The sequence below is a fragment of the Epilithonimonas xixisoli genome (assembly GCF_004365655.1).
In the GTDB taxonomy this organism is placed as follows: Bacteria; Bacteroidota; Bacteroidia; order Flavobacteriales; family Weeksellaceae; genus Epilithonimonas; species Epilithonimonas xixisoli.
The window spans coordinates 605,191-621,967 of record NZ_SOEO01000002.1; the positions used below are offsets into that span (position 1 = coordinate 605,191).

The 16,777-nt window shown below is 36.7% G+C and carries 18 protein-coding genes; 7 read left to right on the forward strand and 11 right to left on the reverse strand.

Features of this window, described 5'->3' with window-relative positions; all coding sequences use genetic code 11:
• Entirely contained in the window at positions 1 to 768 is a 768-nt protein-coding gene (locus B0I22_RS10175) for a lipopolysaccharide kinase InaA family protein (RefSeq protein WP_133944548.1), read from the forward strand.
• On the opposite strand, the gene uvrB is transcribed toward B0I22_RS10175, so the two are convergent.
• From uvrB to B0I22_RS10195, 4 genes are all read right to left on the reverse strand, one after another.
• Positions 765 to 2,756, reverse strand: coding sequence for an excinuclease ABC subunit UvrB (gene uvrB, locus B0I22_RS10180; protein WP_133944549.1), 1,992 nt, complete (start codon positions 2,754 to 2,756; stop codon positions 765 to 767). The two genes, B0I22_RS10175 and uvrB, sit on opposite strands and share 4 nt — an antisense overlap.
• A 60-nt stretch (positions 2,757 to 2,816) precedes the next feature.
• On the reverse strand, positions 2,817 to 3,257 hold the full coding sequence (locus tag B0I22_RS10185; RefSeq protein ID WP_133944550.1) for a hypothetical protein: 441 nt from the start codon (positions 3,255 to 3,257) through the stop codon (positions 2,817 to 2,819).
• The gene (locus tag B0I22_RS10190) at positions 3,258 to 4,538 is read right to left on the reverse strand and encodes a M56 family metallopeptidase (RefSeq protein ID WP_166668215.1); all 1,281 of its coding nucleotides are present in this window, start codon (positions 4,536 to 4,538) and stop codon (positions 3,258 to 3,260) included. It lies immediately after the preceding gene.
• Positions 4,539 to 4,618: 80 nt separating this feature from the next.
• Positions 4,619 to 4,990, reverse strand: coding sequence for a BlaI/MecI/CopY family transcriptional regulator (locus B0I22_RS10195; protein ID WP_133944552.1), 372 nt, complete (start codon positions 4,988 to 4,990; stop codon positions 4,619 to 4,621).
• A 100-nt stretch (positions 4,991 to 5,090) separates the two neighbouring features.
• Here B0I22_RS10195 and B0I22_RS10200 point away from each other — a divergent pair, with 100 nt between their 5' ends.
• Positions 5,091 to 6,290, forward strand: coding sequence for a PQQ-dependent sugar dehydrogenase (locus B0I22_RS10200; protein WP_133944553.1), 1,200 nt, complete (start codon positions 5,091 to 5,093; stop codon positions 6,288 to 6,290).
• Positions 6,291 to 6,310: 20 nt separating this feature from the next.
• Here B0I22_RS10200 and tsaB read toward each other — a convergent pair whose 3' ends face one another.
• The 5 genes from tsaB to B0I22_RS10225 all read right to left on the reverse strand — a co-directional run bounded on the left by tsaB (position 6,311) and on the right by B0I22_RS10225 (position 10,300).
• Entirely contained in the window at positions 6,311 to 6,997 is a 687-nt protein-coding gene (gene tsaB / locus B0I22_RS10205) for a tRNA (adenosine(37)-N6)-threonylcarbamoyltransferase complex dimerization subunit type 1 TsaB (protein WP_133944554.1), read from the reverse strand.
• 25 nt (positions 6,998 to 7,022) lie between these two features.
• On the reverse strand, positions 7,023 to 7,343 hold the full coding sequence (locus B0I22_RS10210; protein ID WP_166668216.1) for a nuclear transport factor 2 family protein: 321 nt from the start codon (positions 7,341 to 7,343) through the stop codon (positions 7,023 to 7,025).
• A 117-nt stretch (positions 7,344 to 7,460) separates the two neighbouring features.
• On the reverse strand, positions 7,461 to 8,213 hold the full coding sequence (locus B0I22_RS10215; RefSeq protein WP_133944556.1) for an SDR family NAD(P)-dependent oxidoreductase: 753 nt from the start codon (positions 8,211 to 8,213) through the stop codon (positions 7,461 to 7,463).
• A gap of 137 nt (positions 8,214 to 8,350) precedes the next feature.
• Positions 8,351 to 8,797 (reverse strand): peptide-methionine (R)-S-oxide reductase MsrB, encoded by a 447-nt coding sequence (gene msrB / locus B0I22_RS10220; protein WP_246022192.1) that lies wholly within the window; start codon positions 8,795 to 8,797, stop codon positions 8,351 to 8,353.
• Positions 8,798 to 8,941: 144 nt separating this feature from the next.
• Entirely contained in the window at positions 8,942 to 10,300 is a 1,359-nt protein-coding gene (locus tag B0I22_RS10225) for an acyl-CoA dehydrogenase family protein (RefSeq protein WP_133944557.1), read from the reverse strand.
• A gap of 345 nt (positions 10,301 to 10,645) precedes the next feature.
• Here B0I22_RS10225 and B0I22_RS10230 point away from each other — a divergent pair, with 345 nt between their 5' ends.
• From B0I22_RS10230 to B0I22_RS10250, 5 genes are all read left to right on the forward strand, one after another.
• Positions 10,646 to 11,530 carry a DUF4349 domain-containing protein gene (locus B0I22_RS10230; protein ID WP_133944558.1) on the forward strand — a complete coding sequence of 295 codons (885 nt, stop codon included), beginning with the start codon at positions 10,646 to 10,648 and terminating at the stop codon, positions 11,528 to 11,530.
• A gap of 114 nt (positions 11,531 to 11,644) precedes the next feature.
• Complete coding sequence (locus B0I22_RS10235; protein WP_133944559.1) at positions 11,645 to 11,989, forward strand: hypothetical protein; 345 nt, start codon at positions 11,645 to 11,647, stop codon at positions 11,987 to 11,989.
• 97 nt (positions 11,990 to 12,086) lie between these two features.
• Complete coding sequence (locus B0I22_RS10240) at positions 12,087 to 12,479, forward strand: heavy-metal-associated domain-containing protein (RefSeq protein WP_133944560.1); 393 nt, start codon at positions 12,087 to 12,089, stop codon at positions 12,477 to 12,479.
• Positions 12,480 to 12,500: 21 nt separating this feature from the next.
• The gene (locus tag B0I22_RS10245) at positions 12,501 to 14,831 is read left to right on the forward strand and encodes a TonB-dependent receptor domain-containing protein (protein ID WP_133944561.1); all 2,331 of its coding nucleotides are present in this window, start codon (positions 12,501 to 12,503) and stop codon (positions 14,829 to 14,831) included.
• A gap of 33 nt (positions 14,832 to 14,864) precedes the next feature.
• The gene (locus B0I22_RS10250; protein WP_133944562.1) at positions 14,865 to 15,308 is read left to right on the forward strand and encodes a hypothetical protein; all 444 of its coding nucleotides are present in this window, start codon (positions 14,865 to 14,867) and stop codon (positions 15,306 to 15,308) included.
• Between the two features lie 79 nt (positions 15,309 to 15,387).
• Here the strand turns inward: B0I22_RS10250 and B0I22_RS10255 are convergent, their stop codons facing one another.
• Together B0I22_RS10255 and B0I22_RS10260 are read right to left on the reverse strand one after the other, a co-directional pair.
• Complete coding sequence (locus B0I22_RS10255) at positions 15,388 to 15,612, reverse strand: putative signal transducing protein (protein ID WP_133944563.1); 225 nt, start codon at positions 15,610 to 15,612, stop codon at positions 15,388 to 15,390.
• A 90-nt stretch (positions 15,613 to 15,702) separates the two neighbouring features.
• Complete coding sequence (locus B0I22_RS10260; RefSeq protein ID WP_133944564.1) at positions 15,703 to 16,710, reverse strand: quinone-dependent dihydroorotate dehydrogenase; 1,008 nt, start codon at positions 16,708 to 16,710, stop codon at positions 15,703 to 15,705.
• Between the last annotated feature and the right edge of the window lie 67 nt (positions 16,711 to 16,777).

The window sequence follows — 16,777 nt, forward strand, 5'->3', positions numbered from 1 at the left end:
ATGAACTTTGTCCTGTCCGAAAATTATTCGCATTACCGAAATGACATCCTCAACATTTTAAAGAATTTTAAAAATGAAGGTGTTTTGATTCTTAATGACAACAAAAAAAGAAACACTATTAAGTTCTTCCATATCAACGACTTAAGCTTTAATTTCAAATCTTTCAAACAGCATAATATCATCAATCGGCATGTTTACAAACATTACCGAAAATCCAAAGCCAGACGTTCCTACGAATATGCAAATCTGCTTCTCAGCAAGAATTTTTACACACCTCAGCCAATCGCTTTTATAGAAAATCACGATTTCATTGGCGTGACTTCCAGCTATTACGTGAGCGAGCAATTGGAAGATTCTTTCACTTTGAAAACAGTTTTTGATGATGAAAATTTCACTGATAGAAATGACATTATCAGATCTTACACTCTGTTAATCCACCAATTGCACGAAAATGGAATTGAGTTCATCGATAATGCGCCCGGAAATTTTCTCATTAAAAAGATTGATGATTCCTACCAGATTTTCCTCGTAGATCTCAACCGAATGAATTTCCACGAAGAAATCGACATCCAAAAAAGGCTCAAAAATTTTTCGCGAATATCTGAGAATTTGGAAATCCAGAAAATCATTGCATCAGAATACGCTTTGCTGTCAGGAAATTCTTATGATTTTTGTGAAAAAACCATTGCAGAAGCATCAAACAAGCGTATTCGAAAATTGAAAATAAAGAAAGTCCTTAAGTTTTATAAATATTTTTTGAAGAATTAAGCTTTCAACGCTGCAATTTCATCTCTCAGTTTTGCCGCTTTTATGAAGTCTAGACTCTTGGCTGCATTTTCCATTTCTTTCTGTTTCTGAGCCACGATTTTCTCAATATCTTCGCTTCCATAATTGGCTTTGGTTTCGGCAACTTCTTGTAGAATTTCTTTGTGAGTGTATTTTGCATCTGGGAAATCTTTGCTTCTTCCCACCAAGTTTTCACTGATTTTTTTGTTCAAAGCTTGAGGAACTTTACCGTGATCCGCATTATATTTCATCTGTTTTTCACGACGATAATTGGTTTCATCAATGGTTGCCTGCATCGATTTTGTCATCTTGTCCGCGTACATTATCGCGCGACCATTCAGGTTTCTCGCCGCTCTACCAACGGTTTGGATCATCGATCTTCGGGAACGCAACATTCCTTCTTTATCAGCATCCAAAATTGCAACAAGTGAAACTTCTGGCAAATCCAAACCTTCTCTCAAAAGATTGACACCCACCAAAACATCAAACAAACCAAGACGCAAATCCTGCATAATCTGAATCCTTTCCAAAGTCTCCACATCGGAATGAATATATCTTGTTCTGATGCCCACTTTTGTAAAATATTTCGTGAGTTCTTCCGCCATTTTTTTGGTTAATGTTGTCACCAAAACTCTTTCGTCGGCTTCTTCTCTTTTATGGATTTCTTCGATGAGATCATCAATTTGATTCATCGTCGGACGAACATCAATTATTGGATCCAAAAGCCCAGTCGGACGGATAATTTGCTCGATATAAGTTCCGCCAGATTTCTCCAATTCATAATCTGCTGGCGTTGCCGAAACATAAATGACTTGATTCTGCATATCCTCAAACTCATTGAATTTCAAAGGTCTATTGTCCATCGCCGCTGGCAAACGGAAACCGTGTTCTACCAGAACTTCTTTTCGGCTTCTATCTCCACCGTACATCGCGTGAACCTGTGGAACAGTCACGTGACTTTCATCGATGACCATCAAGAAATCTTTCGGGAAATAATCTAATAAACAAAAAGGTCTTGAGCCAGGCAAACGACCATCCATATATCGGGAATAATTTTCAATTCCGGAACAATATCCAAGTTCACGAATCATTTCGAGATCCAGTTCTGTTCTCTCCTCCAGACGTTTGGCTTCCAAAGGTTTTTCGATTTCTCGGAAGAAATCAACTTGCTTCACCATATCATCCTGGATTTGACGAATCGCACCTTGCATTGTCTCAGCTGTGGTTACGAAAAGATTGGCGGGATAAATATTGATAATGTCAAAATTCGAAATCACACTTCCAGAAACGGGGTCAAAACTTTGGATTTTCTCCACATCATCGCCAAAAAACTGAATCCTAATTGCCGTATCAGCATAAGCCGGATAAATATCAATCACATCACCTTTCACACGAAACGTTCCTCTTTGAAACTCATTCAACGCTCTGGAATATAATGCACTGACTAATTGATGAAGCAATCTGGTCCTGGAAAGCTTTTCATTTTTTTCAATGGTAATCAATGACTTATGAAACTCACTCGGATTTCCCACACCATAAATACAAGAAACCGAAGCCACGATCAAAATATCTCGTCGCCCAGAAAGCAAACTTGCGATGGCAGAAAGTCTCAATTTTTCCACTTCTTCATTGATGCTCAAATCTTTCTCGATGTAAGTATTTGTGGATGCAATGAACGCTTCTGGCTGATAATAATCGTAGTAACTCACAAAATATTCTACCGCATTATCCGGAAAAAACTCCTTGAACTCCATAAAAAGCTGGGCCGCCAAAGTCTTGTTGTGCGCCATCACAATCGTGGGACGTTGCACACTTTCCACAACATTGGCAACCGTAAAAGTTTTTCCAGAACCCGTAACGCCGAGAAGCGTCTGATACTTTTCGCCGATATTGATGCCTTCTACCAATTTCTCGATGGCTTGTGGCTGATCTCCAGTGGGTTTATATTCTGAGTGAAGTTTAAAATCCATATAACAAAAATACAAAATAAAAAACGTCCCAATTTTGGAACGTTTGACATTTTTTGGAAATTATTCTTCCGATATTTGAAGTCCTTGGAGCAAGAATTCTTTGTTGATTTTATTAGAAGAATCACTCACTGCAACTGTTATCGGAATCTTGTTGATAATCGTATCCTTATAAACAAAACCTGGCTTTTTCTCTTGGTTATCAATCAAAATATAATAATCTGTATCAATGACTTTCGACTTTCCGTAGAGCAAAATATTTTTGAATTTTGGTTTTTTTCCAACTTTCAATTTTTTGTATTCCTTGGAATCATTTGCAAAATCGAAACCGCCGAAAGATTGATATTTAATTTTCAAACTATCGTTGGTAATACAAAGAAAAATATTGTCTTCTCCACAGTTTTGAACTTTGTTGAATTTGGAATATTGATTAAAAGCTGTACAAGAATTAAAGCAAAAACCAATTAAAATCAACAAAATAATTCCAATATATTTTCCCATCATTTATTGAAACTGCATTGTGATTGGAAGTTGGAAAACAGTCGCTGTTGGATTTCCTTCTTCGGTTGCGGGTTTCCAAGTTTTACCTTTTGTAGCAGTCTTGAATGCTTTTACAGCTTCCTCATTGAATTTCTGATGAGCGCCATCTGGCTTTACCTCAACAGCTTCTCCATTTTTGTTGATCGTCACATAAAGCATTGTTTTCAACGTTACTTTTTCATTTTTTCCTATGAATGAAGAATCGAAAGCGTCCGCAATTCCTTTCCTCAATTCATTCAACCCTTCCGGAAATTCTGCATTACTGAAATTGACTGCTGGTGGCGGTGGAGGTGGCGGAGGAATTGGAAGTTCGTGATCTTCAAATTGTTTTTTCGAGTTGTGCTTTTCAGATCTTTTTGATTTTTTGACTTTGGAATTTTCAGTCTTAAAATCCTTCACAACTACGACTGTATCGGTTTTTAAAGAACTGTCAATTTGAAATTCCGGATTCAGATTGACATTTTCATTGGTTCCCGAAGCATAGACTTTTTGAACAAAGAAAAAGCTGGATCCTGCGATTACTGAAACTGCAAAAAGCTTTTTGAAGTTTTCGAGTTTTGATTTTTTGGTCGTCATCATAATAAATCGTTGTTTGGTGTTATTAAAATTAAATTGATTGATAACTGACAGATTCTGAACCTGTAAAACTTCTGTCAAAATCAATTTTTGATAATCTTTGATATTAAATTCTTGGTTAATAATTTCTTCATCCGCCAAAAATTCGTGGTTGTCTGTGATCGCTTTTTTATAAAAATAAATCGCAGGATTGAACCAGGAAATTGCTTTTAGAAATTCAACAAAAATCAAGTCTAGAGAATGTTTTTGAGTCAAATGGGTTTTTTCGTGGAGGAAAATTCTACGGTCAATCTTTTCATTTTCGAAGTAAGATTTGTTGAGATAAATCTTGTTCCAAAAACTAAAAGGAGGCAAATCTTTTTCTATCAGTTTTATGTTTTGATTTTGATAAATTAAATCAATTCCTTTTAAGTTTGTAATTTTAAAAATTGAAATCAACATTTTGATAATCAAAACAACAGAAACCAAACTGTAAATCATTAAAATGAAATTCATCCAATCAAATTCTGAAGTTTGAGCCGTGTTTTGAATGAGTTGTTGCGTTTTGATTTCTTCAAAAATCAATTGGTTTTTCTGCTCAGAAATTGCTGGTAAATTAATCTGAACAAAAGGAATCGCATAAGAAAAAACCAAAGCAAAAAGCAAGAAAAATCTGTTGAAACGGAACATCTTTTCTCTTTGCAAAAACAAATAGTAAATCGCTATCATCAACGATGAACAAAGGATTATTTTAAGAATAATTGTAATCATCAGTCCGTGATTTCTTTATCAATAATATCTCGAAGTTCTTTCAATTGTTTCTGAGAAAGCTTTGCATTCGAGGTAAAAAATGATGCAAATTGACTCACAGAATTATTAAAAAAACGGTCAATCATAGAAGTCATTTCGCCTTGGAAATAATCTTCTTTTTTCACTTTTGGAAAATACTGACGTGAGTTTCCAAAAAGTTTGTAGCCTACCAAATCTTTGTTCTGCATTCTCTTCAACAGCGTTGCAATCGTGGTTGACGCAGGTTTCGGATCGGCATAATCTTCCAAAATATCTTTCATAAAAACCTTTTCTTTTTGCCAAAGGATTTCCATTAATGTCATTTCGGTTTCAGTTAATTTTTGTTCGTTCATTCTACAAAATCAAATTATGTTCTACAAATGTAGAATTAAATTTCAAACCGACAAATTTTGGTGGCATTATTTTTTCATTGAAGTCATCAAAATAAATCTTATGTTAAAATCCACATTACCAACTCTTTTTTGTTCGTTCTTTCTTTTATACTCTTGCAATTGGAAAGGACAACCAAGCAAACCCACTTCTCTCGAAGAAAAAGCAAACACCGACTACAAACCCGCTTTCGCAGGACAAACCAGAATTACACCTATAAAAACCAAAACAGCTTTCAATGTAGAAGTGCTCAATACTTCACTCGGAAAACCTTGGGGAATTGTCAATTTGCCCGACGGAAAATTCTTAATTACCGAGAAATCTGGATTTATGAATGTCGTTTCTGCAGATGGAAAGCAAGTTTCGAAAGTTGAAGGTTTCCCAAAAGTGGATGACAAAGGACAAGGCGGAATGCTGGACGTGGCGTTGGATCCAGATTTTAAGACAAATAATATAATTTTCTTCGTTTTCTCAGAGCCATTTGAAAACGGAAATCTAACCTCTATCGCAAAAGGAAAATTGTCCGCAGATTTGAAATCAATTTCTGGTGTGAAAGTAATTTTCCGAGCAACACCTTCTTACGATGGCGACAAACACTTCGGAAGCCGATTGGTTTTTGACAAAGACGCAAATTTGTTCGTAAGCACGGGCGAAAGATCTGATAAAGAAATGAGAGTTCACGCTATCAAACCGGATAATTATTTAGGTAAAATTTTAAAAATTACGAAAGACGGAAAACCAGCACCTGGAAATCCTTTCATTGGAAAAGCGGGTTACAAACCTGAGATTTTTGCTTATGGAATCCGCAGTCCGCAAGGTTTGGCTTTGGATGAAAAAGGACAACTTTGGGACATTGAAATGGGACCAAGAGGTGGTGACGAAATCAACCTTATCCAAGCTGGAAAAAACTATGGTTGGGGCGATGTCACTTATGGAATCGAATATACAGGCGCAAAAATCAACAATGGAACTACGCAAAAAGCTGGAACAGAACAGCCCGTTTACTATTGGGATCCAGTGGTTTCGCCAAGTGGCGTGACTTTCTACACAGGAAATATCGACGAGTGGAAAAACAATCTATTCATCGCGTGTTTGAGCGGACAGCACATTAACCGAATTGTTATCAAAGATAATAAAGTGGTTGGTGAAGAACGCTTATTGCTCGATCAAAAAGAAAGATTCCGAGATGTTCTGAACGGAATGGACGGTAATCTCTACGGAATAACCGATAGCGGAAAACTTTACAAAGTATCTAAAAAATAAACCTAAAAATCCTGATTCGTTCAGGATTTTTTTATGCGGTCTGCTTTCTTAATACCTTGGAAATCTTTCAGATAAAAAGGTTCGAAATACGCCACATCTTCAAAATCTTTTTGATTGAATTTTTCAACAGATTTTTTAATCAAGCCTTTTGCTGATGGATAAATATCAGACTTGAATTCTGCATTTGGAAGACTGAGAATTTCCTGCGCTTTTTTTGCGCCGTCGCCAATGAACAAAACTTTCTTATCCGCTAATTCAGAAAAGGAATTTTCATCGAGAATTTTAGCTTCAGTTTCCTTAATCATTTCGCCGGAAGTCCCATCAAAAAGTGCGGTGTAAACTTCCATTCTTCTGGCGTCAATCAATGGAATAATTAATTCAAAACCTTGATTTAAAAATTCTTCCACCATAGAATCTAACGAATTGATGGCAATCAAAGGAAGTTTCAAACCATAGCAAAAACCTTTGGCAGAAGCCGACCCAATTCTAAGACCCGTGTAAGAACCGGGACCTTTTCCCAGAGAAATCGCATCCAAATCTTTCAAAGAAATTTCTGCGCCTTCCAAAGCCCATTCTACAAAACTGTGAAGGCTTTCGGACTGTTTGTAATTATCGGAAACTTCTTCGCAAAGACAAAGGATTTCTTCGCCATCAGAAATGGCAACAGAACAGTTTTTGGACGAGGTTTCTATGTGGAGGATTTTCATTCTGCAAATGTAAGAATTTAGAGAATTACGATTTCAAAGTCACACTCTGCCTACTCCACAATTTCCAACTCCCTTTTTGTCGAATCCAGATTTCGAGGACGGAAAGTTTCATTTCGAAGATTTCATTTTTGTAAAGTCCTTTCACAGCAATGATTCTTCTGATATTTGCGAATTTACTTGTGACTTTAATTTCTTTCAATTCGGTTTGATTGACGGATTGATATTTCACTTTTCCGGACTCGAAATCTTTTTTGAAATCCTGATAATTCTGAACCCAACCGTTTGAATGTCCAAACGAAACATCATCAGAAAACAAAGTCAGAATTTTTGAATCGTTTTTCTGCATCAAAGAATCAAGCTTTAAAATTTGAGAGATTAACGCATTTTCTTGTTTTGAATAACTCTGTGAAAATCCAAAAACAAAAGTGAATAAAAATAAAAATGACAACAATTTCATCTTAAACTAAACATTTCGGTAAATCGTTCTAGGTTCTGCCTGCGCTTTTGGATAAATTGTGAATTCAGCAATGGAAACACGCTCTGGAACATTGATACAATAAGCAATCGCATCAGCAATATCCTCTGCCTTCAAAGCTTCATAACCAGCGTAAACTGTTGAAGCTCTTTCTGCATCACCTTTAAATCTTATTTTAGAGAAATCCGTTGCAACGGCACCAGGCTGAATAGTCGTGACACGGATTCCGAATTCTGTCAGCTCAATTCTCATTCCTTCAGAAATCACATCAACCGCTTTTTTGGAAGCACAATAAACGACACCGTTTGCATAAGTTTGCCTAGCAGCAACTGAGCTGATATTGATGATTTGTCCGTTATGTTTTTCTTTCATCAATTTGATGATTGGCTGAGAAACGTAAAGCAAACCCTTTATATTGCCGTCCATCATTGCGTTCCAGTCATCCGGATTTCCGTCTGCGATAGAATCTAATCCGTGGGCATTTCCAGCGTTATTAATTAGAACATCGGTATTTTTCCAATTTTCTGGAAGTGAATTGATGGCTTCAAAAACTTCGTCAGAATTTCGGACATCAAAACTTAATGTGAAAACTTCGGTTTCCTTAGACAATTCTAACTTCAATTCTTCAAGAACGGTTTTATTTCTTCCGCAGAGAATGATTCTATTTTTTTGATTTGCTAAAAGAATTGCAGTAGCTTTTCCTATGCCGGAAGTAGCTCCGGTGATGAATATTGTTTTCAAATTACTTTAGATTTAAAGAACAAAATTAACGCAAAGTCCCAAGTATTTTTGAATCTGAACCTAAAAAAAGTCGCAAATAAAACTTTGCGACTTTTAACAATATTTTTTAAAGACTTTTTGTGCCTTTGCGATAAATCCTATTTTTTGCTGTCAGCTTGAAAATCCAAACTTACAGAATTCATACAATATCGTGTTCCAGTCGGTGGCGGACCATCATTAAAAACGTGACCCAAATGCGAGTCGCATCGTTTGCAAAGAACTTCGATTCTTTCCATTCCGTGGGTGGAATCTCGTTTGTAGCTCACGCCTTCTTTGTCAGCTTCGAAGAAACTTGGCCAGCCACAAGTGCTTGCAAATTTGGAACTTGAACGGAACAAATGATTGCCACAAACTGCGCAGTAATATTCGCCGAGTTCATCAAATTCATTGTATTTTCCGGTGAAAGGATATTCTGTATTGGCTTCTCTTGCGATGGCGTAAACCTCGGCGGGAAGGATTTTTTTCCATTCTTCGTTGGAAACATTCAATTTAGTTCTATCGGTTCTTGAATAGTAAGGATTGTTGGCGTGTGTATTATCTTCCATTGTCTTTTGTTGTGGTTGTTTGGTTAAATCAACTTTTTTCTGCGTGCATTGTTGCAAAAATGAGGTCATTAATATTAAAAAAAATACATTTTTCATTATTGTAAATTTACGAAATCTATTAGAAGATTCCATTATCATAAGGTATTAAACAAACGCACTCATTCCCGTAATCGAACGGCCGACAATCAACGAATTGATTTCTTTGGTTCCTTCATAAGAATAAATAGCTTCCGCATCGGCTACAAATCTGGCAACATCGTGTTCGAGCAGAATTCCGTTTCCGCCCATCACTTCTCTCGCTTGTGCAACAACATCACGCGTTCTAAGGCTACAAAATACTTTTGCCAAAGAAGCGTGTTCGTCTTTCAAAATATCTTGGTCTTGCATTTCCGAAAGCCTGAAAACCAAAGTCTGCATCGCCGTCAGATTGGACAACATTTCCACCAAATGTCCTTGAATTAATTGGAAAGAAGCAATTGGTTTTCCGAATTGTTCACGTTTTCTGGTGTAATCCAAAGCGCTTTCATAAGCACCTCTCGCACAGCCTGTCGCCATCCAGGCAACTCCAGCTCTCGTCATTTGAAGCACTTTTGCGGTGTCTTTGAAACTGTTGGCGTGCTCCATTTTTTGAGAATCGGCAACGAAGCAATCCTTCATCGTAATCAATCCGTTTTGCACAATTCTGAGCGCCATTTTCCCTCGGATTTTTTCAACGGAGAATCCAGCGGTGTCTTTTTCAACAATGAAACCTTTGACCTGATTGTCATCTAAATCTCTTGCCCAAATAATAATCACATCAGCAAAAGTTGCATTTCCAATCCATTTTTTCTGTCCGTTCAGAATCCAACCACCTTTTACTTTTTTACAAGTTGTTGTCAATCCACCTGCTGCGCCCGAACCAACTTCAGGCTCCGTCAATCCAAATGCGCCAATCAAATCGAATTGTTGCATTCCGGGAAGGTATTTTTGTTTCTGTTCTTCGGAACCGCACATATAAATTGAACCCATCGATAATCCGGATTGAACACCGAAAAATGTTGCCAATGACGCATCGACTCTGGCAATTTCCATTGCTATAACGCCTTCCATCAAGAAAGGTAAATTCGGGCAACCATAACCTTCATAAGTGACACCACAGAGATTTAGTTTTTTGAATTTTGGGATAAGCTCGTGCGGGAAATCGTCTGTCAGCCAATATCTGTTGACCAAAGGTTTGGCTTCTTTTTCCATAAACTCACGTACTTTTAGTTGAATCGCTCTTTGCTCGTCTGTCAGTTTCAAATGCAGTTCATAAAAGTCACCGTTGATTGGTGGTAATTCTCTTTTCTTTCCTGATGAGTCCAGCATTTTGGTCAAACTGTTCAATTGATTTTTATCGAGTTTTGAAAACTGATGCATCAATTTTGGAAGGTCGACTTTTTGTGAGATTTGGGACAGTTGGTCTATGTCGATATTTTTTAAAAGGTTGAAAACGCCTTTAATCTTGGAGATTGTACTGTTCATAGATTTTGTTTTTCTAATTAATGCAATTAATATTCCTAAAAAGAACTTACAATTCTGTTTTTATCACTTTTTCTTTGAAAATCTATTTTACAAAACACTCATTTTCAATATTTTAAAATCGTAGCTGATTTACAATTAGTTTCGGATTGATTTGCGGAATTACTTTCATTTTAATTATCAATTTTGGTAAAGAAGGTTTCAAATAATTGACAAAACTTGATTTGGAAACGAATCCCGCAGCCCGGCTTGAGTGGACTCTTCGAGAACCTCAGAGTGACAAATTGGGAACGGAAGACGGAAATAGCTGCCCAAAATTTAAAATTTAATCTCTAAAAATAATCTATTATGAAAACCAAAATCTTATCAATCAGTTTACTTACTTTACTTTTAATTGGATGTAAAAAGGGAGAATACGCGGAATCTGCTTATGCAACTGCAGATAGCGTGGCGGTTGTTTCTGACAATGTTTCTGTGGCTGCGACTCAACAAATCGAAGGCAAACAATTTGTGAAAACGGCGGAAGTGGATATGGAAGTGAAGGATGTGTATGGCGCGACGATATCAATCGAGAAACATTTGATTTCTCTTGGTGGATTTGTGACGCGAAGCCGAATGGAAGCACAGACTTTGTCTGAAAACACTTATAATATTTCTGATGAATCATCGATGTTGATTAGGAAATTTCAGAATAAGAATAGAATGCAAGTGAGAGTTCCGACTGAGAAATTGGGTGATTTTTTGGATTTCATTAATGATAAAAAAGTGTTTTTGAATTCCAGAATTATTTCTGCTGAAGATATGACTGCAAATATCAAATTGTCTAAAATGGAAGCGGAAAGACAAGCGAAAACCAGTTCGAACATTTCTCAATTGAAAGTTGGAAAAGATAAAGTGAAACTTGATGATGAAAATATGTCTCAAGCGAATTCTCAAAAATATTCTGATGAAATTCTGGTCGACCAACTGAAATATTCTACTGTAGATATTTACATCAAAGAACCAAGCACGAGTGTTGCGAAAATCCCGATTGTCAATACCAAAAATATTGATAACGAGTACAAATACAATTTCTTCTTTGATGTAAAAAATGCTTTTGTGGAAGGCTTTTATCTGATTCAGCAGATTTTTGTTTTTCTAATTTCCATTTGGCCAATTGTTTTGCTTGGAGGTTTGGTGTTTTATTTTTGGAGAAGGAGAAAACCACTTGCTAAAACCGATTTTGAGAAGTAATTTTTGAACCGCAAAAGGCATAAAAGAAAAATGACAAAACTTTTGTGCCTTTTGTGGTTAATTTAAATTTCCTAATTTTGCAAAACGATGTTGAGAAAACTGCAACTTTTTTTTATGATTTTCTGTTTGGGAATTTTTGTATTTCCGAAGCAGAGTTTCAATGCGCAAGTTGCTCAGAGTTCTTGTTGTGAATCTCAATCCAATAATTCTGACTGTTGCGAGAAAGAAGATGCGTCTTCCAAATCTTGCAATCACGATTCGAAAAAGGAAAAAGATTGCAAAGACAATTGCACGACTTGCAAAACCTGCAGTTCCGGATTCGTGTTTTCTGTTGTTTTGAATAACTTCGACAACAAACTGAGAACGCCAATTTTCCAAATCGAAAATCAATATTCTTATTATTCTCAATCGCCATTAGCGCGAGCATTCATTATTTGGCAACCGCCGAAGCTTGGTTAATTTTTTTTATTTAAATGTCTTCGAGAACCTCAGACTGACAATACTGTCGATGATTTTTGAAAAGGCTTTATCATTAAACAAATTAAAATTAATCAAAATGAATTCTATTATAAAATCAGGGATTATATTCCTTTCTATATTTCTATTTTCAAATTTTTCTGCACAGACGAAAACCTTCAAAGCAAAAGTGGAAGGCAACTGCGGAATGTGCAAAGACCGTATCGAAACGGCTGTTAAAGCTAATAAAAACGTAAGTTCTGCCAACTGGAGTATGAGCAAAAAAGTCTTGACTGTAAGCTATGACGCTTCCAAAACAGACAAAAAATCTATCCTGAAAAGCGTAGCCGATGTTGGTCACGACAACGAAATGTACCGTACGTCCAGCAAAGTCTATGAAGATTTGGAAGTTTGTTGTCAGTACGACCGTCCGGACAACAGTAAAAAGTTGGCGAAAAATTGCGACCCAAAACAAGTTTGCGAACTTAAATAATCCATTCAAAATTTTTTGACGATGAACAATTTAAGTAAAAAACTGATGTTTTTTGTGCTGTTGCTGACGTCTGTTTTTTTCTTTGCACAAGCTGTTACAGAACAGTTTTTGGTAAAAGGAAATTGCAATATGTGCAAGGCCAGAATAGAAACAACCGCCACAAAAGCAGGCGCAATCTCCGCCAACTGGAGCGCAGAAAACCAAACTTTGACAATGGTTTTGGACGAATCCAAAGTCACTTGCGACACGATTCTTAAACAAGTAGCAGAAGCCGGACACGACAACGAGAAATACAAAGCGCCGGATAGTGTTTACAAATCTTTGCCAGCTTGTTGTCTGTACACCAGAGGTTCGGGTAAAAATGAAAATATTCACACAGATTCGGATTCTGATGCAAAACAAATCGAAGGTGTGAAATTAGTTAGAGAAAAAGAGGCAACTGCAATCAGCAAAAAGGAAGCAGGTTTGATTTTCAATATCAATTCCAAGGAATTATTGAAGGCAGCGTGTTGTAATCTCTCCGAAAGTTTTGAAACCAACGCGACTGTGGATGTTTCTTTCAGCAATGCAGTGACAGGAACCAAACAATTGAAAATGTTGGGATTGGACCAAAAATACACGCTTCTAACCAAAGAACAATTACCAGAAATCCGTGGTTTGGCTTCGGCTTATGGACTGAATTTCATTCCTGGAAAATGGATTGGCGGAATCCAGTTGACGAAAGGCGGAAGTACCGTAGTCAATGGCTACGAAAGTATTACAGGACAAATCAATACAGAACTTTTGAAGTCTCACGACGATGATAAAAAATCGGAAACGGAAATCAATTTGTTTTCTGATAACAACGGCCGCGTTGAAGCTAATGTAACGAGCACTTCACCAATTTCTGACAAATGGAATCAAAGTGTTTTGCTTCACGGAAACGGAACTTTTGGAGATACGGATATGAATTATGATAACTTTCTGGACAGACCAAAAGGAAGTCAATTAAATGTAGCTTATTTATTGAATTACAATGATTTGGAAAGCTCTGGATTCGCTTCGCATTTCGGAATTAATTTTTTGAAAGATGAGCGAACTGCCGGACAAATTGGATTTAACAAAAGGATTCCGCAGAAAGACCAATCGCTTTATGGTGTTGGGATTGATATTTCAAGGTTTCAATTGTGGAACAAAACGGGTTACATTTTCAAAGGGAAACCTTATCAAAGTTTGGGTTGGATGAATCAATTGACTTATCATCAGCAAGATAGCTTTTTCGGATTGAGAAATTATTTCGGAAAAGAAACGTCTTATTATTCTAATTTGATTTTCGAAAGCATCATCGGAAATACGAACAACAAATATAAAGTTGGTGCGAGTTTCCTTTATGACAAGTACGATGAGGATTATCTTTTGGACAATTACAAAAGAACTGAAACGGTTCCGGGATTGTTCGCTGAATACACTTTGACAGGCGAAAAATTCACTTTGGTGACGGGTGCGCGCGTTGATTTTCACAATCTTGCGGGAACGCAGTTTACACCGAGAATGAATTTCAAATATGATTTGACACCAAAAACGATTTTCAGAATTTCGGCAGGAAGAGGTTTCAGAACTGCGAATATCTTTGCAGAAAGCCAGTCATATTTTGCTTCGAATCGAGAAATTCAAGTTATTAATAATGGTGGTGAAATCTACGGTTTGAAGCCTGAAATCGCTTGGAATTATGGAGTAAGTCTTCAGCAGGAATTCAAATTTTTTGGAAGAAAATCAACCATTTTAGCTGATTTTTTCAGAACAGATTTCCAAAATCAAGTCGTTACAGATTTGGAAGAATCTGCTCAGAAAATCTTATTCTATAATCTTGAAGGAAAATCTTTTGCCAACAGTTTCCAGACACAATGGGATTTTCAGCCAGTGAAAAATCTGGAATTCCGTGTGGCTTACAAATATTATGATGTGGCTTTGGATTATTTGAGCGGATTGAAAAAAGTACCGTTTATGGCGAAACATCGTGGATTTGCTAATTTGGCTTATTCAACCAATAAAACGGAGAAAGGCAGATTTTGGAGCTTTGACACGACGTTAAATTTAGTTGGAAAACAAAGACTTCCAAACACAAAATCGAATCCTACGGAATTCCAGATTGGAGATTATTCACCAAGCTATTCCACTTTGAATGCTCAGATTTCAAGAAACTTTTCTGAAAAAATCAGAGTTTATTTGGGCGGAGAAAATTTGACCGGTTATCAGCAGAAAGTGGCGATTCTGGATGCAGGGAATTCTTTCGGAAATTACTTTGACGGTGGAATGGTTTATGCACCAATTATGAAACAAAATTTCTATGTTGGTGTGGACTTTAAGTTTTAATTTAAAAATGTTAAATTTGATAAAATTAGAAAATTGAAAAAAATAACAATCCTTATAGCAAGCGTTGCACTTTTATATTCGTGTGACAAAGCAAAGACGAGTGAAACCGTATCCGAAGCTCCGAAAAGTGATTCGGCAATTGTTGCAAATGATTCTGTAACTTCCGTCTCTGCAACAGAAAATGCAGTAACTCCAGCTCCTTTGAATGCTTCTCCTATTGCTTCAACTTCTGGAAAACCAGCTTTGAATCCGGAACACGGGCAACCATATCATCGTTGTGAAATCGCAGTTGGTGCGCCAATAGACAGTGCACCGACACAAAATGCGGCTCCTCAACAAGCAGCGCCATCGATTTTGAGTCCAAATGTTGCGCCTGCTCCACAATCTCAGTCACTCGGACCAAAACCAGCTTTGAACCCAGCTCACGGCGAACCTCATCACCGTTGTGAATTGGCTGTTGGTGCGCCTTTGACTTAGAATTATTGAAAATTCAGATAAACGAAATGCAACTTTTAGGAGTTGCATTTTTGTTTGTTTTAAATATTTGGAATAAAATTTAAGCTTCCTGATTATAGAAACCTTCCATCAATTCATTCGCTTTTTCGAAGTCATTTTCCGAGACTTTCAATTGAACTCCACCGCTTGTTGTGTTGAACAAGTTGTAAGTATTCGCCAAAATATTCCCGAAAACAAAGGTTTCTACGCCATTGGTTTCCAAGAAAATCTTGAGCATTTCCGCTTCTATTTCTGTGTTGAATATTTTGAGTGTAACGAGTTCCATAATTGATGATTGATAAATGATGATTGATTTGGATTCAACTGATTTAAAGTAAAATTTAATTCAGATTTCATTGTTTCTTAAACCAAAAAATTAGCCACGATTCAATATTTCTCGATTTATTTCATTAATCAATTCCGGACCTTCGTAAATGAATCCTGTATAAAGCTGAACCAAGCTTGCGCCAGCATCAAGTTTTTCTATCGCATCTTGTGCAGTATGGATTCCGCCAACGCCAATGATTGGAAATGCTTTTCCACTTTTTTCGGATAAAAATCTGATAACTTCCGTCGAGCGTTTTGTTAAAGGTTTTCCGGAAAGTCCGCCAGTTTCGGTTTTGTTTTCTGATATTAAATTTTCTCTTGACAAAGTTGTATTTGTCGCGATAACGCCTGCAATTTGAGTTTCTTTGATTATATCGATAATATCCAAAAGTTGCTCATCCGTCAAATCTGGTGCGATTTTTAGAAGAATTGGTTTTTGTTTCTGCTTTTTAAGATTGAGGTTTTGAAGCGTTGACAGCAATTCTGTCAATGGTTTTTTGTCTTGAAGTTCGCGAAGATTTGGTGTGTTTGGCGAGCTGACATTCACCACGAAATAATCAACGTAAGGGAATAATTTTTCGAAACAGATTTTGTAATCGTTGACGGCTTCTTCGTTTGGTGTCACTTTATTTTTCCCGATGTTTCCGCCGATGAGAACGTTTTTGTTTTTCTTCAAACGTTCGATAGCTTCGTCCACGCCACCATTATTGAAACCCATTCGGTTGATGATTGCAGAATCTTCTTTCAGTCTGAACAATCTTTTTTTATCGTTTCCAGCCTGAGGTTTCGGTGTCAAAGTTCCGATTTCGATGAAGCCAAATCCGAGGTCAGAAAGTTCATTGAACAATTTAGCATCTTTATCAAAACCTGCTGCCAAACCAACCGGATTTTTGAATTTCAACCCAAAAACTTCACGTTCCAGACGTTTGTCTTCAATTGGTTTTGGTAAAAATAATTTGGCTAAAAATCCAAAATTCTTTAGAGCAGAAAAGGTAAAGTGATGAACTTCTTCTGGGTCGAATTTGAATAGAATCGGGCGAATTAAGCTTTTATACATCGGAGAAAAGTTTTACAAATTTAGGTTTTTGTAATGATAATACGATATTATTATGAAAGATATCGTT